Here is an 18,688-nt window from a genome sequence, read left to right as displayed (position 1 = left end):
AGAACACGATGACTTGTAATACTCACCCTACGTACCGCCCTCGTCGCAGCGCGCTGTATGTGCCGGCACACCACCAACATTACATCGAAAAGTCTCGAGACTTAAATGCCGATGTGATCATCTTTGACTTGCAAGAGTCGGTGCCACCGGCACGCAAAGAGCAAGCACGTCAATTATTGGTGCAACAATTAAGCGATTATGATTTTGGTTATTCCGAAAAAATCGTTCGAGTAAATCGACTTGATTCCCCATGGGGTAAAGAAGATATCGCCGCCATCGCCGCGCTCAATATTGACGGTGTGTTATTCCCAGATATTGAAAGTGAAGAACAGTTGGCCAACAACATCGCCATATTAAACCATCACGGTGGTCACAAGTTGTCGGTGATGGCCAATATCGAATCGCCATTAGGGGTGTTGCGCTGTGAACAAATTTGCGCATCAACGGACAGACTAACCACCATAGTCATGGGCACAACCGATTTGGCTAACTCATTGCGCATCAATATGACCCTCGACCGCCAAGGTTTATTGACCTATCTATCGATGTGTATTCTTAGCGCGCGAGCACACAATAAAGCAATTATCGACGGCCCTCACTTTAACCTGAAAGATGCCGTGGCCTGTGAATTTAGCTGTCGTCAAGCGCGCGATTTAGGCTTCGACGGTAAAGCGGTCATTCACCCAGTACAGCTTACCTATACCAATGATGCTCTAACACCCAAAGCGGAAGACATTAAAAAGGCAAAAGACATCATCACGGCCATGGAATTAGCCCAACAGCAAGGTCAATCGGTCGCGGTTATTGACGATAGACTTATCGAACCCTGTCTTGAGCAATGGGCGAATCGAGTTATTTGCCTCTACAACAAGGTCAGTGAAATGGGTCAAGATGAATTGTTTGGTAAACCCTGTTAATTGAAGCGTGAGGAGTACAGATCATGGATACCCAAAATCAAGGTATGTTTTTTGAAGATTTCTATATTGGTCAACAGATCAAACATGGCGTGCCACGTACCATAACCTATGCTGATTGCAGTATGTATTTAGCCCTAACCGGCTCTCGTTTTGCCTTGCATTGTGCTGAACCTGTCGCCACCCGAGTCGGCTTTCGTACCACCCCCGTGGACAACTTTTTACTGTTTAATATTGCCTTTGGTAAGACCGTAAACGATGTATCTCGCAATGCGGTTGCTAATCTTGGTTACGCCGAAGTGCAGTTTTTTACTACCGTATATCCTGACGATACCATTTACGTGTGCAGTGAAGTTATCGGCAAGAAAGCCAACTCCAATGGTGAAACTGGTGTGCTATATGTGCACTCCAAAGCCTATAACCAACGCCAACAGTTGGTATTGCAATTTAAACGCTGGGTGATGATCAACAAGCGTGATCCTTTGGCAAACGATAGCAGCGATACGGTACCAGAGTTACAATCTGAAGTTGAAGCCAGTGGCCAGTTGATCCCGCACTGTATGAACCTATCTCGTTGGCAAGATTATGTCAGCGATAACCAATTACGCGCCTCACAATTGAATGTCGGAGACAGCATTTTTCACCAAGATGGCGTGACCTTAAACGATTCTGATCACAGTATGGCGACTCGTCTATATCAGAACAACGCCAGAGTTCACTTTGACCAGCACTTAATGCAATCACAAAAGCATGGCCAACGCTTGGTATATGGCGGGCATATTATCAGTGTTTGTCGGGCGCTAAGTTACAATGGTTTAGCTAACGGTCTCTATCTGACTGCGATTCACTCTGGTAAACATACCAATCCGAGCTTCGCCGGTGATACCATTTACGCGCAAAGCAACATTATCGCTATAGACCAATATAGTGACAGAGACGATTTGGCGTTGGTGAAAGTACAATTACTGGGCTTTAAAAATAATCACCCGTCATCGATGCCTTTTGTTAAGGATGTCGATAATGGCCGCTATCATCAAGATGTGGTACTGGATATGGAACTCAGCTATTTGATGCCTAAATAGTATTGTGAGTAAGGCTGGTACAGTGATGTAAGTAATGACGTGACCAGTTGCTTAGGCGATACCTAAGCAACTGATTGGTTTTTTAGCGTGATGCGATAGCGGTGCTATTGTCTAGAATGGCCTGTGCTGCCAAGCGTTGTTTCTTCTCAGCGTAGCGGCTTAGCAATGCGGTTGTCTCAACGGCGTAATTGCTGGCTGCAAATTCGGTGATGCTCATATCATTACAACGCACGTTATCGACAATGTGTTGCTTGCCATAAGGCTCGATGCGCAGTAGGCGTTTTAGCGCCGAGACATCATTGTTCGCTGCAGCTTCACAGGTTTTCACATAACGAATACTGTTGTTTTCTTTGAATTCACCGGCTTGGGCAGTGATAGCGAAGACGCTCGTCCAAATACCTACCAAAATTTTTGCTGTTAAAGTCATCGCGTTTTCCTCAAAAAAATAATCAATCTTGACGACCAATACGAGGTGCGGTTGAACAATGGATCAAACAAAATAAAAAAAAGCAGACCGAAGCCTGCTTTAAATCGTGAGGGAGATTGTATTTAGAACCTGTAAGTCGCCGTTACGCCGAACTCACGACCGCGAGGAGGAGCAATTGGAAATGCTCGTGAACTCAAGGCAAAGCTTTGCGCATCGATATAACGGAATACATAGGTAGGCGTATCATCGTCAGTCACGTTTTTACCCCATAACTGGAAGCGCCAGTTTTCACTTTGTAGACCAAGGTTAACATCGACACGGGTACGGTCGCCTGTTTCAATAAAGTTGTGCACGTGTGCATAACGTGATGAATCATAGTTCACGCTTACACGGCCAAACAAGCCCCAATCATCAAACACTTGAGTATTGTAGTTAAGTGCAACAACACCTTCTTTTTCAGGAACTTGCGGCGGTGTATTACCAGAGATATCACCAAATTCACGTAACGTATCTGGGTCGCCACAGGCAGAATTTGAACCGCCTTCAACAAAGAAACGACAGTGATTTCGATCAAATGCTTCGGTAAATTCTGCGTCGGTATAAGAGAAACCAAAATCTAAATCAAAGTTTTCAGAAATGTTCCACTTACCTTGCAACTCAATACCTTTGATTTCAGTTTCACCAGCGTTTGAGGTGTAAGAAATCGGCACGCCACCACCTTCAGGTATGTAGCTGTCGGTTAATTGTTGCTTATCCCAGTCCATAAAGAATACCGCCGTCGATAGGTACACATCACCATCAAACATGGTGGTTTTCCAACCGGCTTCATACATCACCATTTCTTCTTCATCGACAACGATCAACTCAGTCGGTAACAATTCATTATTGTTAAAGCCACCTGGGCTATTACCTTCTGAACGAGTCACATAAAGTAAGTCTTCGTCGGTAAGGTTATATTCAGCGATGAAACGTGTTGTGGTGCTATCAAACGTATTATCGACATCATAGCCTGCGTCACGCAGCGTGTCGTAAGATGCTGTTTCAATCTCATCTTCAGAACTACGAATTTCACCCGAGATGGTTAAATCATCGGTGACATCGTATGAAACTGACGCCATAAATGCGGTGTTATCACGCTCTTCTTTAAACGAGCCAACTGCGCCTGGTTCGTCTTCATAGTGCCAAATGTAGGCGCCAACGGACCAATATAACCGATCGTCAAAGGCTGTCGATGAAAAGCGAAGTTCATGACTGTATTCTTCATCTTCACTGGTATCAAGGCTATGCCAACCATCTGCAGGGGCAAAATAATCTGCCGGATCGAAGGTAAAGAAGAAACCAAAATTAAAGACTTGTTCGTAACCAGCGTAGGTTTGATCAAGACCACCGGTCGCTTCATAATCGTTCATACCACCAATGTACGTTAACGTACCAAAATCAAAGGTGTGATCGATGCGCAAACTAATATGAGTGCTTTCGGTTTCTAGACCATAATCACTGTTATCTAAAATGCCACCCATGTTAATCGGCAAATCTTTTTTCGCTTCGCCACAGTAATAGGCACGGGTATCAAGGAAACAGTTGTTGTACGATGGGTCTTGATACATGAACGGCTGCATTTCATCGTCTTGCTCGTTGTAAATATACTTTAAAGCAATATCGGTGTTGTCACCTGGGGTAAAGTACAGGCCTAACATGTAAGACGTGGTTTCTTCACCACCTACCGACGGGCCGCCTTCTTTTTCATTGTCCCAATCGCCGTCGTATTCGTCTGTCGATACCGACGCTCTAAATCCAAACCAGTCGGTCACTTCACTTGAGATACCACCACTCATCGCTAAATAACCATTTTCACCTGCAGACGCTGTCGCGTAGCCCGATAATTCTTCTGTTGGTTTTTTAGTAATTAAGTTAATGGCACCTGAAAACGTACGACGACCGTACAGAGCACTTTGTGGGCCTTTTACCACCTCAACTCGCTCTATTAGATCAAGCGGTAATGACTGAATTGAACCACCATAGTAGACACCATCAATGAAGTACGATGCTTTTTGTGAACCAAAACCAGGAATCCATGACACGCCGCGGATAACCGGAATATCCGATTGACGACCAAAGGTTTTTTCCATTGAGAAACCAATCGCATTGCTAGCAATGTCATTGATATTGGTCATACTGGCATTTTCGATATCTTCCGAACTGAAAGTCGAAACCGATAAAGGAATTTTATCTAACGACTCTTTACGATGACGAGATGTGACCTCGATATGTTCAATACCTTCTGCATCTTCAACTTGCTGTTGTTGTGCTTGCTCTTGAGCATATGCCACTGGCATTGCCATGACCGATGCAACTAAGGCTAGCTTAACCGCTTTCCCTAAATGACTTGGTGCAAATTTTGTTTTCATCTCAAACCCCTGACATGGATTTATTATTTATTTAATGTGAGCTAGTTATTATTTTTTGTATCTGCTCATGACGTTAATTTTCGTGTTTTGCGTTTACACAAATGCAACACTCGATTAATCCTTACACAATTTATTCATTGATATAATCCAGTTGCCCTACGCTTTTTGATATTTATCAAATAGCGCAGAACTGGCAAATAAACGCCCAATTAGGTGCTATTTTTTAATCAACTCAAGTTTTGTAAGTGGTTGTTTTTTAACTGAAGGTGTGGCTATGACTTGCCATGTCGCGCCGTCTGGACCGGATAAAACAAACGCCTTTTCAGCAAATTCGTTTTCGCTTATTTCGGTGATTTTAAGCTGCTCTTTTTGCGCCAGCTGATGAATCATTTCTACCTTGTCGGTATAGACAGAATGCAAGGTGATTCCGGCCTGCCCGGGAGCTTGATAGGCACTTCTGTCTGGGCGCTTATCTGGATTGACAAAAAATTTTAATTTGCCTGAAATATTATTAGGACTGACAAATCCACGGTACCAATGGCTGCTGCCATCGGCCATATTAAACACGGTTTTCGGCCCTTGTTGCCAGTCACCGTCAAGCACAACATCGCCTTCCGGTTTAAAACCGAATACGTCGCGATAATAGTTTGTTTGGCGCAGCATATCTTCACGACTATGGCCCGATAAAATAAAATCGTTGTGGGTTATTTCACTACTCGCCAATGGCGAGCCAGCGTTTATGCTGCCATACCCTGGAATGGTGTAACCATATCGCTGATAAAACACCAAATTAACCAACTCGCCATAGACCCCCATTTCACGTACACCAACACGACGGTTAATGACATTAAGTTCGCCATCACTCATACCATACAGATCATCATAAACAGGTGGCGTTGCCAGCCATGGTTCGCCAGATTTGCGCGCATCGCTAAAGATATCGTGGATAAAGAAAACATCTTTGGTACGCATCACCATCATGCGCTGGCCGATGGTTTCAGGTTGCGCATAACCAACCCCTGCACCTTGCAAATTATGCCAATGCAAAACACGTATTAAGCCATGGCTGTCGATGTCATGATTCTGCAATCGATACGAGGTTAAGCGACTATCTACGCCATACAGAGCCTTGGCTTGGGCCTGACTAAAATCGCCTTTATTTATTTGCGAGAAGCCAAATTGAGTAAAAAATTCAATAACTTGTTTAGGGTTGTCGGTGCCTATCATGACTTCGTAAACACCACTCACACCGGTATCAGGTGGTAGCTCGTCGTTTGCCTGTAACGACGCACAAAATAAGCAGAACATAACAAACAGAGTATTTGATAAATGTCTAATCATCGAAATTAAATCCTTGGATATATAGCCTTGGCTGTGATTATTATTTGTTCTATTAATAAGTTGCTAACCAGGCTTTGTAAAATGAAAAACAATCTATTAACGGTGATTTTGATATTTGTCATGACAACCGTGAACATCAGCTCTGCGCTTGCTGAGTCAAATGACAATAAAGACGCCTTGGCGCCAAAGAGCTCGACCTCCGAGGCACTGGCGTTGCCTTTACATACCGCCACAATTGCCACCACATCACTGCAACAAAGCTTATTGTTTTATCAAAAAGGCATGGGCTTGAGCGTTAAAGGTCCTATTGCAATCGATCAGAAAACCAAACAATTACAGCGAGATTTATGGCAAATACCAGACGATATCGACTGGCAAACCTACCACTTATATCGTCAAGGCGTAGAGCAAGCGATCAATATTCAATTACTGGTGCTAAACAAAGCCACACCGAGCATTCATCAAAGCTGGGATGGACGAGAGCTTGGACCGTTTTCGTTGGGTTTTCCAAATGACAATACAGTGGCACTCGATAAACAAGTGAGAGCGGTTGGGTTTGGCTCGCTTAACGCCTTGGAAAGCTACCCAATTCCGCGTACCGATGGCAGTAGCTATCAAATTGATGAAACCATTTTTAATGGCCCAGATTTTGTCCATGGCGTTGCTATAACTCGCGGCAATGGTATGCCTCAGCTTGGTCCATTAGCTGCAGACGGAATGGGTGGACCTGCGTATTCAGCGATGGTTATTGAAAATTCAGAGCAGCACCTGACATTTTATACCGACGTGTTAGGCATGGAAATCCGTTCCGACCGTGAGTTTAAAAGCGCAGGTGATAAAGGCGCGATGAACTTACCTAACGGCACCGTGTTTCGTTTTGCCATCGTCTACAGTAAAGGCGCAACGACGGGTCATATGTTGTTTGTCGATTATAGAAATATCGAACCTATACGCCCTAAAACTCAGCCGAGTTTGCCAAATTTAGGTTTGGGGATGTGGACGTTTCCGGTCACCAATATCGATACCGTGCTAGCGAACGCCAAAACTAGCGGCACGCAAATTGTTCATGATAAAACCAGCATCAACAGCCCAATATATGGCAAAGCAGACGTTGCTACTTTACGCGCGCCAAACGGCTTTCTTATCGAAGTATTTCAAGCGAACTAGGGACAGAATATGAAGTTATCGGCACGTTCCATTGCATTATGTTTACTTATCGCGATTTTTTCACTGGCAAGCTACAGCAGTTATGGCGCCGATGATAAACCGTTGCCATTTAAAGTGTCAGGCTTTAATGAAGCGGTGCTTATCGTTGCCGATATCGATACCGCAACACAACAATATGTTTCCTTATTTGGTTGGCAGGTTATTGATCAATCACCGGTTGATGACAATCTAAAACACTTATGGGGGTTGCCCGATAACGCCAACGTTACACAACGTTTGTTGGCAAATATAGGCGAAGACAAAGGCTATATGCGCCTGCTACAAATATCGGGTGTAAAGCAAGATGTGATTCGCGCCAATACCCAAAGCTGGGACACCGGTGGTATTTTTGACTTAAATGCCCGCGTCGCTGATATGCAAGGCAAGCATCAACAATTGATGCAAGCGGGTTGGCATGCTGATACCGCACCAATTCAATTTAGTTTTGGCCCATTTGTGGTTAAAGAATGGATTGCTAAGGGGCATGATGCCGTCGCATTTGCCTTTATTGAACGCATTAAACCGCAACTCGAAGGTTGGCCAAACCTGAAACAGGTGAGTCGCGTCTTTAACTCAACCCAAGTCGTAAAAGACATAGCCAAGTCATTGGCCTTTTACCAAGATATTCTTGGCTTTAAAATGTATCTTGAACATCGCGGTGCGAGCAAAAGTGAAGGTGCCAATGTGTTAGGCCTGCCCCACAACCTAACCACACAAATCGAACGCAGTGTGTATATTCTCCACCCAGACGGCATTAATGAAGGCTCAGTCGAGCTGCTGCAATTTCATGGTGCGCAAGGTAAAGACGTGAGCCATCTGGCAAAACCACCGAACCTTGGCGTGGTTACTTTGCGATTTCCGGTAGACAATATTGGCGCCCTTAAAAAACATTTACAAAAAAGCGCGGTTGAAGTGATAGCAGAAACGCAATTACAGTTGCCACCATACGGTTTAGTCGATATTCTTGCTGTCCAGACACCAGATAATAATTGGTTAGAATTCTACTCTCCGCGCTAAACCAAGCCTTGCCTAAGGCAGCGCTTTCTCCCACTCGGATGTAGGTTCTGCCACGTAAGGATAATAAAAAATGTCTTTAGATATTAATAAAGTAGCAATAAAAACATCCCTTGCTTCTTTCTTCGGTAGCCACCAGCAAGACATGGAAGGGTTAAGTGATTTTTTCGATGATCTTGCGCAAAACTCTGAAGAGTTGACCCTTAATGGGCAAGAATATTTATTTGAAGAAGGTGACGCTAACGAATTCGTATACATCCCTGTATCCGGTGCCATCATGCTTGAGCGCGCCACCTCAACCGGTTGTCGTCAGGTGTTTTCCTTTCTCCTAACGGGCAACATCCTAGGTGTATCAGAGCACGCTCAGTATAGCTTTAGCGCGAAAACATTAACCAATGCAGTGGTCATTAAGATAAGCCAGTCATTAATGAAAACCATTTTTGACAAATACCCAGCTGTTGCACAACGGTATCAGGAAATTACCAGCCACATTTTGGCGATGATTCTTGATCAACTGTTTATCATGGGTCAACGTACGGCACATCAGCGATTGGCGCATTTTTTAATGGATATGCAAACACGCTTGGGCCACGGTACCAATAAATTCCATTTACCGATGAGTCGTCAAGATATTGCCGATTACCTCGGCACCTCACTTGAAACCACAAGTCGTGGCTTTAGTAAGTTAAAATCGGACGGCATGATTCAAATCGAAAATAATTACCAAATTACCGTACTTGATGCCGAGGCTCTACAAACCTACGCCAACAAATAACCTATTTTCAAGGGGTCAGTACACTTGAAATAGTGCTGGTTTCAAGTGTTCTGACCCCTTGAAAAATTAGCTGACCTTAACAAGAGTTTTACCAACATTCTCACCGCGCATTAATTTTGCGAACGCCTCTGGCGCCGCGTCGATGCCCTCGGAGATATCTTCCAGCATATGCAGTTGTCCGGACTCAATCAACGGCATACAAGCATCAATAAACTCCTGTCGCCTTGGTTCAAAATCATAAACAACCAAACCATGCACTGTGGCTCTGGCTTTTATCCAATACGCCGGTTCAGGGCCAAAACTGCGTTCGGTCTGATTGTACTCAGCGATCAAACCACACAAAATAACGCGTGCACCTATTGCTAAGCGATGTGATGCGGTGTGCAGCATGTCGCCACCGACCAAGTCAAAATAGATATCGATGCCATTAGGGCAAAGCTTATCTAACTGTGCCGCAACGTCCTCGGTCTTGCGGTTAATACAATGGTGATAACCTAGCTTATCGACGGCAATTTGGCATTTCTCATCGCTACCCGCTATACCAATCACGGTACAGCCGTTGGCTTTAGCCAGTTGACCGACTGTTGCCCCGACACCACCGATAGCTGCGGGCACAACGACCACATCGCCTGGCTTAGGTTGTGCCTGCCACATAAGACCGGCATACGCCGTCAGACCAGGCATGCCTAAAACCGATAATGCATATGACTGATGCGGATGGGCCACTTTGACTAATGCACTAGCGGGCAAATCAGCAAACTGCTGCCAGCCACCAAAACCGCGGACAACATCGCCAACCTTAAAATCTTGATGATTCGATGCTATCACGTCACTTATGGTTTCCCCTTGCAAGACATCGCCAGGGTTTATGGCTTGGCTAATATGACGGCCGCTTATTTGACTGCGCATATAAGGGTCGAGAGATAAATAGCGCGTTTTGCATCGCACTAAACCATCAGCCAGCTCGGTTACAGGAACCTGTTTAAAGTCAAAATGCTCCGCCTCAGGCTGGCCTTCTGGTCGACTTTTCAATATCACTTGGGTGTTCATTAGCTTGCTCATAAATCGCAACATCGCTCTTGTTATCGGACTATGTCATGCAAGGTAGCGATACGATGTTGCATATCGCCCTCAACATGGTGAAAACGAATATGATTGGCAAAACCATATGCTGCCAATCGCTGACAATATTTGTACACTGGGCTGCCCCGCCAGACGACAATATCTGTGGCGCAATGTACCTGCGCTAATTGCTCGGGTTTTTCATTTAACATCGCAGCCTTGTAGGCACGCGCGTAATCTTTACCCGCACGCAAATATTCATTCATGGTCAACTGTAATACCTCGGCAGAGACTGTTTGATGTGAAAAACGAGCCTGTTCACGATTATCGAACCACGGAAAGTGAGTAAACAAACGTCGACACATATCCGCGATACACTCGATATGGCGGCCATCATCTGTCGGTGTTAAATCGGGAAAATAACGGCTCATCAACTGCTCGACTTCATCGTCGTAAAACCAGCATGCATTCTCTAATAATAATCGCTGACAATATTGAGGTTGGGCTTTGCAAAACTCTATGGCGATCTGCGCCCCGGTGGCGTTGCCATAAACCGCAACTTTAGGTTGCGTTATCACCGCCGCTGCCGTTAAGGCATCAATAAACGCTGTTAACACCTCGACATAAGGCTTTAATCCTTGCTCTGAACTGGTAAGCGCATCGGATTGACCATAGCCCGGTGAATCCGGGGCAATAACCAAAAAGTGCTGACTCATTTCGATAATCAATGCCTGCAAGAATGCCGATGATAATGGTGAAGGATGTAACATCATCAATACAGGCTTGTCTTGCTCTCCAGCCTTTCGGTAGTGAATTTGTCCTGCAAATACAGAGCAGCTGACATCTTGATAGTGACGGCTAATATTGCTCATGCCTGTGCTACTCGTCACCATGAAATCCGAGACTGCCGGGGTTTATGCGATTATTAGGATCGAGTTGCTGCTTAATCTGACTCAACAAGCGATAGTTGCTTTCATGGACACCTTGCTTAAACTGATAACTCTTGCCCAGTTGCATATGGATGGCACCAAATTCATTGTATGCACTAACAAGCTCTTGACGAATGCGAGCCACCGCCTGCCGCGCCTCAATATTTGCAGCAAAGCCAGGTAACTTAGCAAGATAATCAGACTCTATTGCCTGTTGATGCAGTTCATTAAGCTCATCAGGCCAAAAGAATACCGGTTCTAGTACAAACACATTGGTTGACACCGTCGACACTAAATAGCCAACACCTATCTGGTGTTTTTCTATGTCTTGCTGGTGCTTGGTAAAAATCGCTTCCGTCAACTGATACGCTTGTTCCGCTTTAGAATGAGGTATTAAGGCATGCACAGGAACCCAGCGTTCACCTTTTGGGCCGACCATATTATTGACCGGTGCAAATGGGTGCGCAGTTAACACCTTAGGTATGGTATTTTCGATTTGCTCTGCATCATATTTAGCGGCAATTTCGGTGATTTTTGCCAATCGAGCGGCAACACCTGCGGCGGTTAAATCTTCGACAAAAAAGTGAACAGACCATTGATGTTGATCCGAAAAGTTACGACCCGCAAGTGCCATTTTAGCGCCATCTTTCAATGCACCAAGCATTGATTTGGATTGCTTCATAACCCCTAGTAACGATTTTACATCGCTGCTTAAGCTTTCCCGCTGCATGCGTTGTGCTTGCAAGAATGGGTCAAAGCCACAAGTTTCACTCGCCAAGCCTTGCCTTGCCACTTCACTCATTGCGCTTGCTTGTTGCTGAAAGGTTTTGAAGTTAAACGACAATGAGCCTTTTTCTGGCATTTTCGCCACAAGGCGCAAGGTGATTTCTGTTTTAATTGCTAACGCCGCGGTATCACAGGTGAATAATCCGGTCAGATCGGGACCATAGTGACGCATAAATGGCGAGGCATTGCTTTTACTCGCTGAACCGGTTTGCAACATTTGACCATCCGCCAAGATGACTTCCATCGACAACACCGAGTCAGCAGCAAAACCATGTTGTCCTGAACCCCAGAAAATCGCATTTTGTGAGACCCCACCACCGACGGTGGCAACACGTCCGGATAATGTGCCCCAATAAGGGGTACGATAATCGCTATCTGCAAGTGCTTGATGCAATTGTTGCCAACTGCAGCCCGCCTCCACAGTCACATACATGTCGGCAAGGTTTATTTCGACAATGGCATTTAATGCTGACATATCGACCAATAATGAATTATGTTCTTGCGGCACATAACCTTGGGTGTATGACATACCACCACCGCGAGGGATCACCGCAATACCGAGATGGGTTGCACATTGCACCGCTTTGGCCAATTGTTGTTTATTGTCCGGCTTAAACACCAAACCGGCAGGCTTGGCTTTTTCATAGACATCTTGCGCGTACAACGACAATTCATGATCGCCAGTTACGATACAGTGCGCCGGAAATAGCTGTTGTAACTGAGCACGTAGTTGGCGCAAATTGGCTGTGCTGGCATTTGCCTGGTTTGGGCTGCCTTGTTGTTGGCTATCGTCGACCATAAACTACCTATTAAACGTATTATTGTGAGCAAATTTTCTCGATAAACTCCAACCAATTGCCGGCTGGTGTTCGCAAAGCCAATAACTTGACCTGACCATAGGGTGACAAATTTATTGCATCACTCCAATGATATTTCACATTGTGTGTATCCAGTTGTTGCTGCAAATGAACAAGACTGTCGGTTGCAAACCTTAAGGTGGTGATTCCAAAGTTATAGGGCTGCACTTTTTCACTGACGTCATTACCATCTAAATCGGCAAAGCTAACGATCTCAATGGTACCTTGCCGACCACCATCGGCCGACAGTAATGAAAGGCGCTGTTGTGAATTAGGTAAATGATTGTGCGGCATGGCGAAGACATTGGCTTGCTCTTCACTAAATACATTATCCTGATCAATCAAAATGGTAAAGCCTAATACCTGGTGAAAAAAATCCAATTCAAGGTGATGATCTTTAACAATAAACGAGGCATTAAATGGGTCACTTATCAGAGACTTACCTTGAGTTTTTGACAATGCATCGGGTAATGGTGGGGCGATGCGCTCGATCATGGCAACGGTGATTGCTCCTGGGCATTTCGCCAGCCACTCTCTAACTTGGTATGGGCCAAAGTACATATCACACGGGTCACTGGCGCCAAATACGTTTTGCTTGTGTAAGTCTGCGGCGAGCTGAGTTAGTTGTTCAACTCGAACATTAAAATCAAACACACCACCGGTGTCCCAAATTTGATTATTGGCACGTATAAACACCTGTTCAACACCCAGCTCAGCAAGATTATCAAACTGCACCAAGCGCAATAAGGCGGCACAGTTTTGATTGTTTTCATCGGCGACCGCAAGTACCGTTTGTTTATATCGCACCGCTGCTGGCAGCTGCCAAAACGCCAATAAAGCCCCATCTTGTTGCCATACATCATCTTGGTCAACAATGTGCATGCCGAGTGAAACAAAGAAGTTGCCACATAGCGTTATGTCATTGACGACACAAACCACTTCATTAAACCCGGACGTTTGCATAGCGATACCTGCTGTGTTGGTTATCTAGTCAGATTAAAATCCAAAGTGAGGGTTTTGCTCTTTCTCGGTTAGCCCGGCTTGTAACCAGCGCAAATTAATACCGAGTTTTTCATTTATTCTGTCACTCCAAATATAAGTAATAGTCTTACCTGTGGCATCGTCAATGATGCCGAGCTTTAATATTGGATTTTTAGTGTTTTGGTAGGTCAATTTCGCCAACTGTATTGAATAGCCGGTAGATTCACCGGTTTTATCATCAATCAAAGGCCAAATTTGCCCTTCGTTGTGGATCATGATGTTACGTGTAAAGCCCCAGCTTTTCTCATCTTCACCATCAGGGCCACCTAATTTGTTGCCACCCCAACCGGTAAAATAGGTCACTTTGCGATTAATATGTGGAATGCCTGCTTTGTTACCGAAGACATAATTGCCATCTTCGTCATGCGCGACATCGGCGATCCAGATTTCATTGTCGGTCAAGCGTAACGTGTCATTAAAGTAAATCATTTTACCTGAGCGGCGCGATTTAATGGCGCATGCATTCTGCTCCATGCTGCCTTCAAAATAATCACCTGCAGATTGATCTTGTTTATAGGCCCAATACACTTCACAACCAGGATAAGTTGTCACCTCATCCATAGTAAGCGTTTGATAAGCCTCAGGGTTTAGATGCGCATCTTGGTATTTTTCTTCGTCTTTAAAACGATAAATATTTAATTGAATTGCACCCTTTTGCTCGTTGCGAATAAATTGGTATAAGCGTTGTCGATAGACCTTATTGCTGTCGCCATCCATATACTGCTTAACGAAATAGGTTTCCCCTTCCATAGCCGGGGTTGGCAGTGGTGCAAAGACATGATGAATGTGCTCATGTACTTGCAGTTCAGGATTGTCTTTTTTATCGATAGAGTCTTGCCAATGCTGTTCGTGGTTATCAAATTCTGCCGCAAACCAGCTATGAAAAAGCTGCTCTTTTAACGGGTCTTCAACAGGCACTGCTGTGGTACTTTGGCTATCGGCTTGACTTGCGCAACCGGATAGCAAGATGGCAGATACTGCCAAAGCCATTAACTTTCTCATTTATACTTCCCTACATATTACCGAGACTAACCGCTTGTTATTAGCGGTTTTTCGCTGTTCTTTATCGATAGTGACTAACTTGCCAACAAAAAAAAATGACACATATCAAATCGTGCCATTTTTATATCACAGAAACATATTACTGAAACGTGTCTTGCAGATAATAAAAATCCGAAGGCGCTTAGGACACCTTCGGATCGTATCGCCAATAACAAAACAATTAACTTAAAAAGGCTTTGTCTGCCGCCATCGCCGCAATTTGTGCATCACTATAGCCAAGTTTTTGCAGTACCTTTTGCGTATCTTGGCTAAAGCCCGGTAGCTCAAAGTTTGGTTGCGCCGGTTCATTTTGATACTTAATTGGCACGCCTAAGTGATGATTGCCATCGGCATCCGTAAGCAACATTTGCCGCTGTTGCAAATGTTCATCACGTATTGCCTCGTTCAAGCCGCGCACCGGTGCCCAGCAAACATCGACATCGGCCAAAAATTGTTGCCAATACGCCAATGGTTGCGTGGCAAAGGTTTCCCTGAAAAACTGCGTAACGGGCTGCTGCGCCTTACCTGGTGGCTGAGTGCACAGCTCATATAAATCCAAACGTTCAAACTTGCTTAATAGGTTATGGGCGAATTTAGTCTCGCTGCCACCTAAGGTTAAGTGCTTACCGTCACTGGTTTGATAAATATTATACATAGCCGAACCACCCCAGCTGCGCTCATCTTTTACAACAGGTGAACGGTTTTCTGCAAAGGCTGGCCCCATGACGTTAGCGTACCAAGCGATCAGCGAGTCTTGCATGGAAATATCAAGATAATCACCAACACCGGTTTGTTGCTTACGATACAACGCCATTAATATGCCGGAAAATGCCATTAAACTGCCCGCCATATCGGCCACCGGCATAGCCGGCTGTGCAGGTTGGCCGTCCAGGCCTTCATTAATAAACACCGCACCCGAGTCCGCTTGAATGCTCAAATCATGAGCCGGAGCTAAGCGCTTATTACCGGTTTGGCCGTAGGCAGAAATCGAACAATAGACAATACCAGGGTTGACCGCCTTTACCGCCTCATAGCCGATACCAAGTCTATCAATCACACCAGGACGAAACGCTTCAACAATGATGTCGACGTCTTTGCAGAGTTCAAAAAACGCCTGTTTACCCTGGTCATTCTTAAGATTAAGGTTAATGCTTCGTTTGCCACGAAACACGTTACGAAACCAGACACTGTGCTGATCTTGTTTAAGGCCAACTTGACGTACGGGTTCGCCACCCGGTGGCTCTAATGCAATCACTTCGGCACCGTGATCCGCCATCATCATGGTCAAGTGTGGCCCTGGTAAAAACATCGATAAATCGAGAACTTTAACACCTGAAAGTTTCATCGCGCCCCCTATTAATGCTGCGTTATATCGCACCGTTAGATTTAAGTTCGGCTATTGCCTGTTCATCGTAGCCAAGATCAGCCAATAAGGCGTCGGTATCGTGACCCATCTCTGGACATGCTTTGCCAGTTAGGCGCTTACCATCAATCTTTATCGGGTTAGCAAGTACTTCCATACTAGGGTTGCTCGGATGAGCTACTTGTTGCACCATGCCGATATCTCGAATATATGGATTTTGCATTGCCTCAGTCAGTGAATACACCGGAGCGCATGGGATTTTTCCTTCCAATAACGACAACCAGTGTTGAGTGTCATGTTGTGACATCACTCGATCGATTTCCTGAGTCAGCAGATCGCGCTGTTCGCGACGTTGTGCGACAGTGGCAAAGCGTTGCTCGGCAATAACCTCATCTTGTAACAACTCAACCAATACCGCCCAAAATTTATCGGTCATCGCCATCAAGAAAATATAACTATCTTGAGTTTTGTATAATTGACAAGGTACCGTCGCTGGATGCGCTGAACGAGGTGTGCGTTCGGTAACATGAGCTTCGTTTAGGTACCAAGTTGCGGGATAGGACAACTGATGTAATGCAACATCAAACAACGAGACATCGACGTCTCGTCCTTGACCTGTGCGATGCGCTCCGAGCATAGCAGCAGTCAGTCCTAATGAGGCGACAGCTCCGGTCATAAAATCGACCATAGACACACCAAAGCGCGCTGGTGCTTGTCCCGGCTCACCGGTTAATGACATTAAACCGGCTTCAGCTTGCATCAGATAATCGTAACCAGGCCAAGAAGCTCGGTCATTATCACGGCCATAGGCACTCAAATGACCGCAAACAATCTTCGGATTTATGTGCTTAAGACTGTCATAGGTTATGCCAAGTTTGGCCGGCTGATCACCACGCAAGTTATTGGTCACCGCATCGGCGGTTTTCACCAACTGCTCAAATACCTTGCGACCTTGTTCCGACTTTAGGTTTAAAGTTAATGACTTTTTGTTTTGATTAAAGGTCTGGAAGAAATAGCTATCATTTTCACCAAGAAAAAACGGCCCGGTTTGACGCGACACATCACCACCGATTTTTGGGTTTTCAATTTTGATAACTTCGGCGCCCATATCAGATAAATACATGGAGCCATACGGGCCCGCACCATATTGCTCAACGGCAATTATGCGAACACCTTGTAATGGTAAATTACTCATTTTAGATCCTAAAAGTACAGAGCCAGTGAGCTGGCTCTGTTCGCTGTCTGGGCAAATTAGATTTTGTAGCGTTCAACGAGTTGCTTGGAAATAATAATACGTTGCATTTCATTGGTACCTTCGCCGATACACATCAACATCGCATCACGGTAAAAGCGTTCAATATCGTATTCAACCGAATAGCTGTAACCACCAAAGATACGCATCGCTTCTTGAGCGCAAAATACCCCGGTTTCAGAGGCGAAATATTTAGCCATGCCGGCTTCCATATCACAGCGCTCTTCTGCATCGTACTTAGCCGCAGCTTGTTCAATAAGCAGCATCGACGCCTCGACTTTCGCGGCCATTTCACCAAGCTTTAATTGTATCGCTTGGTGGTTGCATATTGGCTTACCGAAGGTTTCGCGTTCTTGCGCATAACGCACCGCCAACTCCATCGCACCTTTGGCTATACCGGCACCACGGGCGGCAACATTAATTCGACCAAGCTCCAAGCCACCAACTGCCTGTAAAAAGCCTTTGCCTTCGACACCGCCAATCAAATTTGACGCTGGTACGCGAAAATTGCTAAACACCACTTCACAGGTATCAATGGCTTTATAACCAAGCTTTTTCATCTTGATAATTTCGATACCTTGTTTGACATTACCGTTTTCATCTTTGGTTTCGACAAAAAATAAGCTGGTGCCTTTATGGCGTGGTTGAATGTCATTATCGGTTTTTACCAATACCGCTAATGAATTACCGTTAAGAGAATTGGTTATCCATGTTTTCGCGCCGTTGATAATATAATCGTCACCGTCGCGCACCGCTGTGGTGGTAATAGCTTGCAAGTCAGAGCCGGCGTTTGGTTCTGTTAAAGCAATACCACCGCGCACTTCACCGGTCGCCATGCGAGGTAAAATACGTTGTTTTTGCTCTTGCGTGCCACAGCGTTCAATCGCCGACGCTTGAATAAGGTGCGAGTTAAATATGCCACCGGGCGCCATCCAAGCAGAAGCGACTTTAATAACGATTTTGGCATAAATAGAGGCCGGTAATTGCATGCCACCCCACTCGGTGCCAATGGTGGCACCAAACAAGCCAAGCTCTTTCATTTGTTCAACTAATTGATGCGGGTATTTATCAGCGTGGTCATACTCTTTAGCAATAGGCGCGACCTCGTTGTCGACCCATTTATTGATCATATCCAAGATTGCCAATTCATCTTCTTTTGAATAAAGTTCTGACATGATTAGATTCTCCGA

The 18,688-nt window shown here is 45.1% G+C and carries 16 protein-coding genes; 5 read left to right on the top strand and 11 right to left on the bottom strand.

From position 1 onward, the window contains the following. The first annotated feature begins 8 nt into the window (after window positions 1-8). Together E2K93_RS09445 and E2K93_RS09440 are read left to right on the top strand one after the other, a co-directional pair. Window positions 9-917, top strand: coding sequence for an HpcH/HpaI aldolase/citrate lyase family protein (locus E2K93_RS09445; RefSeq protein ID WP_135438860.1), 909 nt, complete (start codon window positions 9-11; stop codon window positions 915-917). Between the two features lie 23 nt (window positions 918-940). Beyond that, window positions 941-1,996: a MaoC family dehydratase gene (locus E2K93_RS09440; protein ID WP_135438859.1), complete on the top strand. Its 1,056-nt coding sequence runs from the start codon at window positions 941-943 to the stop codon at window positions 1,994-1,996. An 82-nt stretch (window positions 1,997-2,078) separates the two neighbouring features. Here E2K93_RS09440 and E2K93_RS09435 read toward each other — a convergent pair whose 3' ends face one another. The 3 genes from E2K93_RS09435 to E2K93_RS09425 all read right to left on the bottom strand — a co-directional run bounded on the left by E2K93_RS09435 (window position 2,079) and on the right by E2K93_RS09425 (window position 6,172). After that, entirely contained in the window at window positions 2,079-2,423 is a 345-nt protein-coding gene (locus E2K93_RS09435; protein ID WP_135438858.1) for a DUF3718 domain-containing protein, read from the bottom strand. Between the two features lie 122 nt (window positions 2,424-2,545). After that, window positions 2,546-4,831: a TonB-dependent receptor gene (locus tag E2K93_RS09430; protein WP_135438857.1), complete on the bottom strand. Its 2,286-nt coding sequence runs from the start codon at window positions 4,829-4,831 to the stop codon at window positions 2,546-2,548. Between the two features lie 216 nt (window positions 4,832-5,047). Next, window positions 5,048-6,172 carry a hypothetical protein gene (locus E2K93_RS09425; RefSeq protein WP_228445249.1) on the bottom strand — a complete coding sequence of 375 codons (1,125 nt, stop codon included), beginning with the start codon at window positions 6,170-6,172 and terminating at the stop codon, window positions 5,048-5,050. Window positions 6,173-6,253: 81 nt separating this feature from the next. Here E2K93_RS09425 and E2K93_RS09420 point away from each other — a divergent pair, with 81 nt between their 5' ends. The 3 genes from E2K93_RS09420 to E2K93_RS09410 all read left to right on the top strand — a co-directional run bounded on the left by E2K93_RS09420 (window position 6,254) and on the right by E2K93_RS09410 (window position 9,167). Beyond that, window positions 6,254-7,339 carry a VOC family protein gene (locus tag E2K93_RS09420; RefSeq protein ID WP_135438856.1) on the top strand — a complete coding sequence of 362 codons (1,086 nt, stop codon included), beginning with the start codon at window positions 6,254-6,256 and terminating at the stop codon, window positions 7,337-7,339. Window positions 7,340-7,348: 9 nt separating this feature from the next. Continuing rightward, window positions 7,349-8,395 (top strand): VOC family protein, encoded by a 1,047-nt coding sequence (locus E2K93_RS09415; RefSeq protein WP_135438855.1) that lies wholly within the window; start codon window positions 7,349-7,351, stop codon window positions 8,393-8,395. A 70-nt stretch (window positions 8,396-8,465) separates the two neighbouring features. Beyond that, window positions 8,466-9,167, top strand: coding sequence for a Crp/Fnr family transcriptional regulator (locus tag E2K93_RS09410; protein WP_135438854.1), 702 nt, complete (start codon window positions 8,466-8,468; stop codon window positions 9,165-9,167). A 66-nt stretch (window positions 9,168-9,233) separates the two neighbouring features. Here the strand turns inward: E2K93_RS09410 and E2K93_RS09405 are convergent, their stop codons facing one another. The 8 genes from E2K93_RS09405 to E2K93_RS09370 form a co-directional block, all read right to left on the bottom strand. Beyond that, on the bottom strand, window positions 9,234-10,229 hold the full coding sequence (locus E2K93_RS09405; protein WP_135438853.1) for an NADP-dependent oxidoreductase: 996 nt from the start codon (window positions 10,227-10,229) through the stop codon (window positions 9,234-9,236). Window positions 10,230-10,249: 20 nt separating this feature from the next. Beyond that, window positions 10,250-11,101, bottom strand: a complete 852-nt coding sequence (locus E2K93_RS09400; RefSeq protein WP_189637738.1) for an alpha/beta fold hydrolase — start codon at window positions 11,099-11,101, stop codon at window positions 10,250-10,252. A 7-nt stretch (window positions 11,102-11,108) separates the two neighbouring features. Then, on the bottom strand, window positions 11,109-12,743 hold the full coding sequence (locus E2K93_RS09395) for an FAD-binding oxidoreductase (RefSeq protein ID WP_135438851.1): 1,635 nt from the start codon (window positions 12,741-12,743) through the stop codon (window positions 11,109-11,111). A 19-nt stretch (window positions 12,744-12,762) separates the two neighbouring features. Beyond that, on the bottom strand, window positions 12,763-13,764 hold the full coding sequence (locus tag E2K93_RS09390) for a VOC family protein (RefSeq protein WP_135438850.1): 1,002 nt from the start codon (window positions 13,762-13,764) through the stop codon (window positions 12,763-12,765). Window positions 13,765-13,797: 33 nt separating this feature from the next. Further along, window positions 13,798-14,844 carry a chromophore lyase CpcT/CpeT gene (locus tag E2K93_RS09385; RefSeq protein ID WP_135438849.1) on the bottom strand — a complete coding sequence of 349 codons (1,047 nt, stop codon included), beginning with the start codon at window positions 14,842-14,844 and terminating at the stop codon, window positions 13,798-13,800. 220 nt (window positions 14,845-15,064) lie between these two features. Next, complete coding sequence (locus E2K93_RS09380; RefSeq protein WP_135438848.1) at window positions 15,065-16,228, bottom strand: CaiB/BaiF CoA transferase family protein; 1,164 nt, start codon at window positions 16,226-16,228, stop codon at window positions 15,065-15,067. A 22-nt stretch (window positions 16,229-16,250) separates the two neighbouring features. After that, window positions 16,251-17,441 carry a CaiB/BaiF CoA transferase family protein gene (locus tag E2K93_RS09375; protein WP_135438847.1) on the bottom strand — a complete coding sequence of 397 codons (1,191 nt, stop codon included), beginning with the start codon at window positions 17,439-17,441 and terminating at the stop codon, window positions 16,251-16,253. A gap of 56 nt (window positions 17,442-17,497) precedes the next feature. After that, complete coding sequence (locus tag E2K93_RS09370; protein ID WP_135438846.1) at window positions 17,498-18,673, bottom strand: acyl-CoA dehydrogenase family protein; 1,176 nt, start codon at window positions 18,671-18,673, stop codon at window positions 17,498-17,500. Window positions 18,674-18,688 lie beyond the last annotated feature (15 nt).

The sequence above is a fragment of the Thalassotalea sp. HSM 43 genome (genome assembly GCF_004752005.1).
GTDB lineage: Bacteria > Pseudomonadota > Gammaproteobacteria > Enterobacterales > Alteromonadaceae > Thalassotalea_A.
Note: the sequence above shows the minus strand (reverse complement) of the source record. Positions and strands in the feature narration are given on the sequence as shown.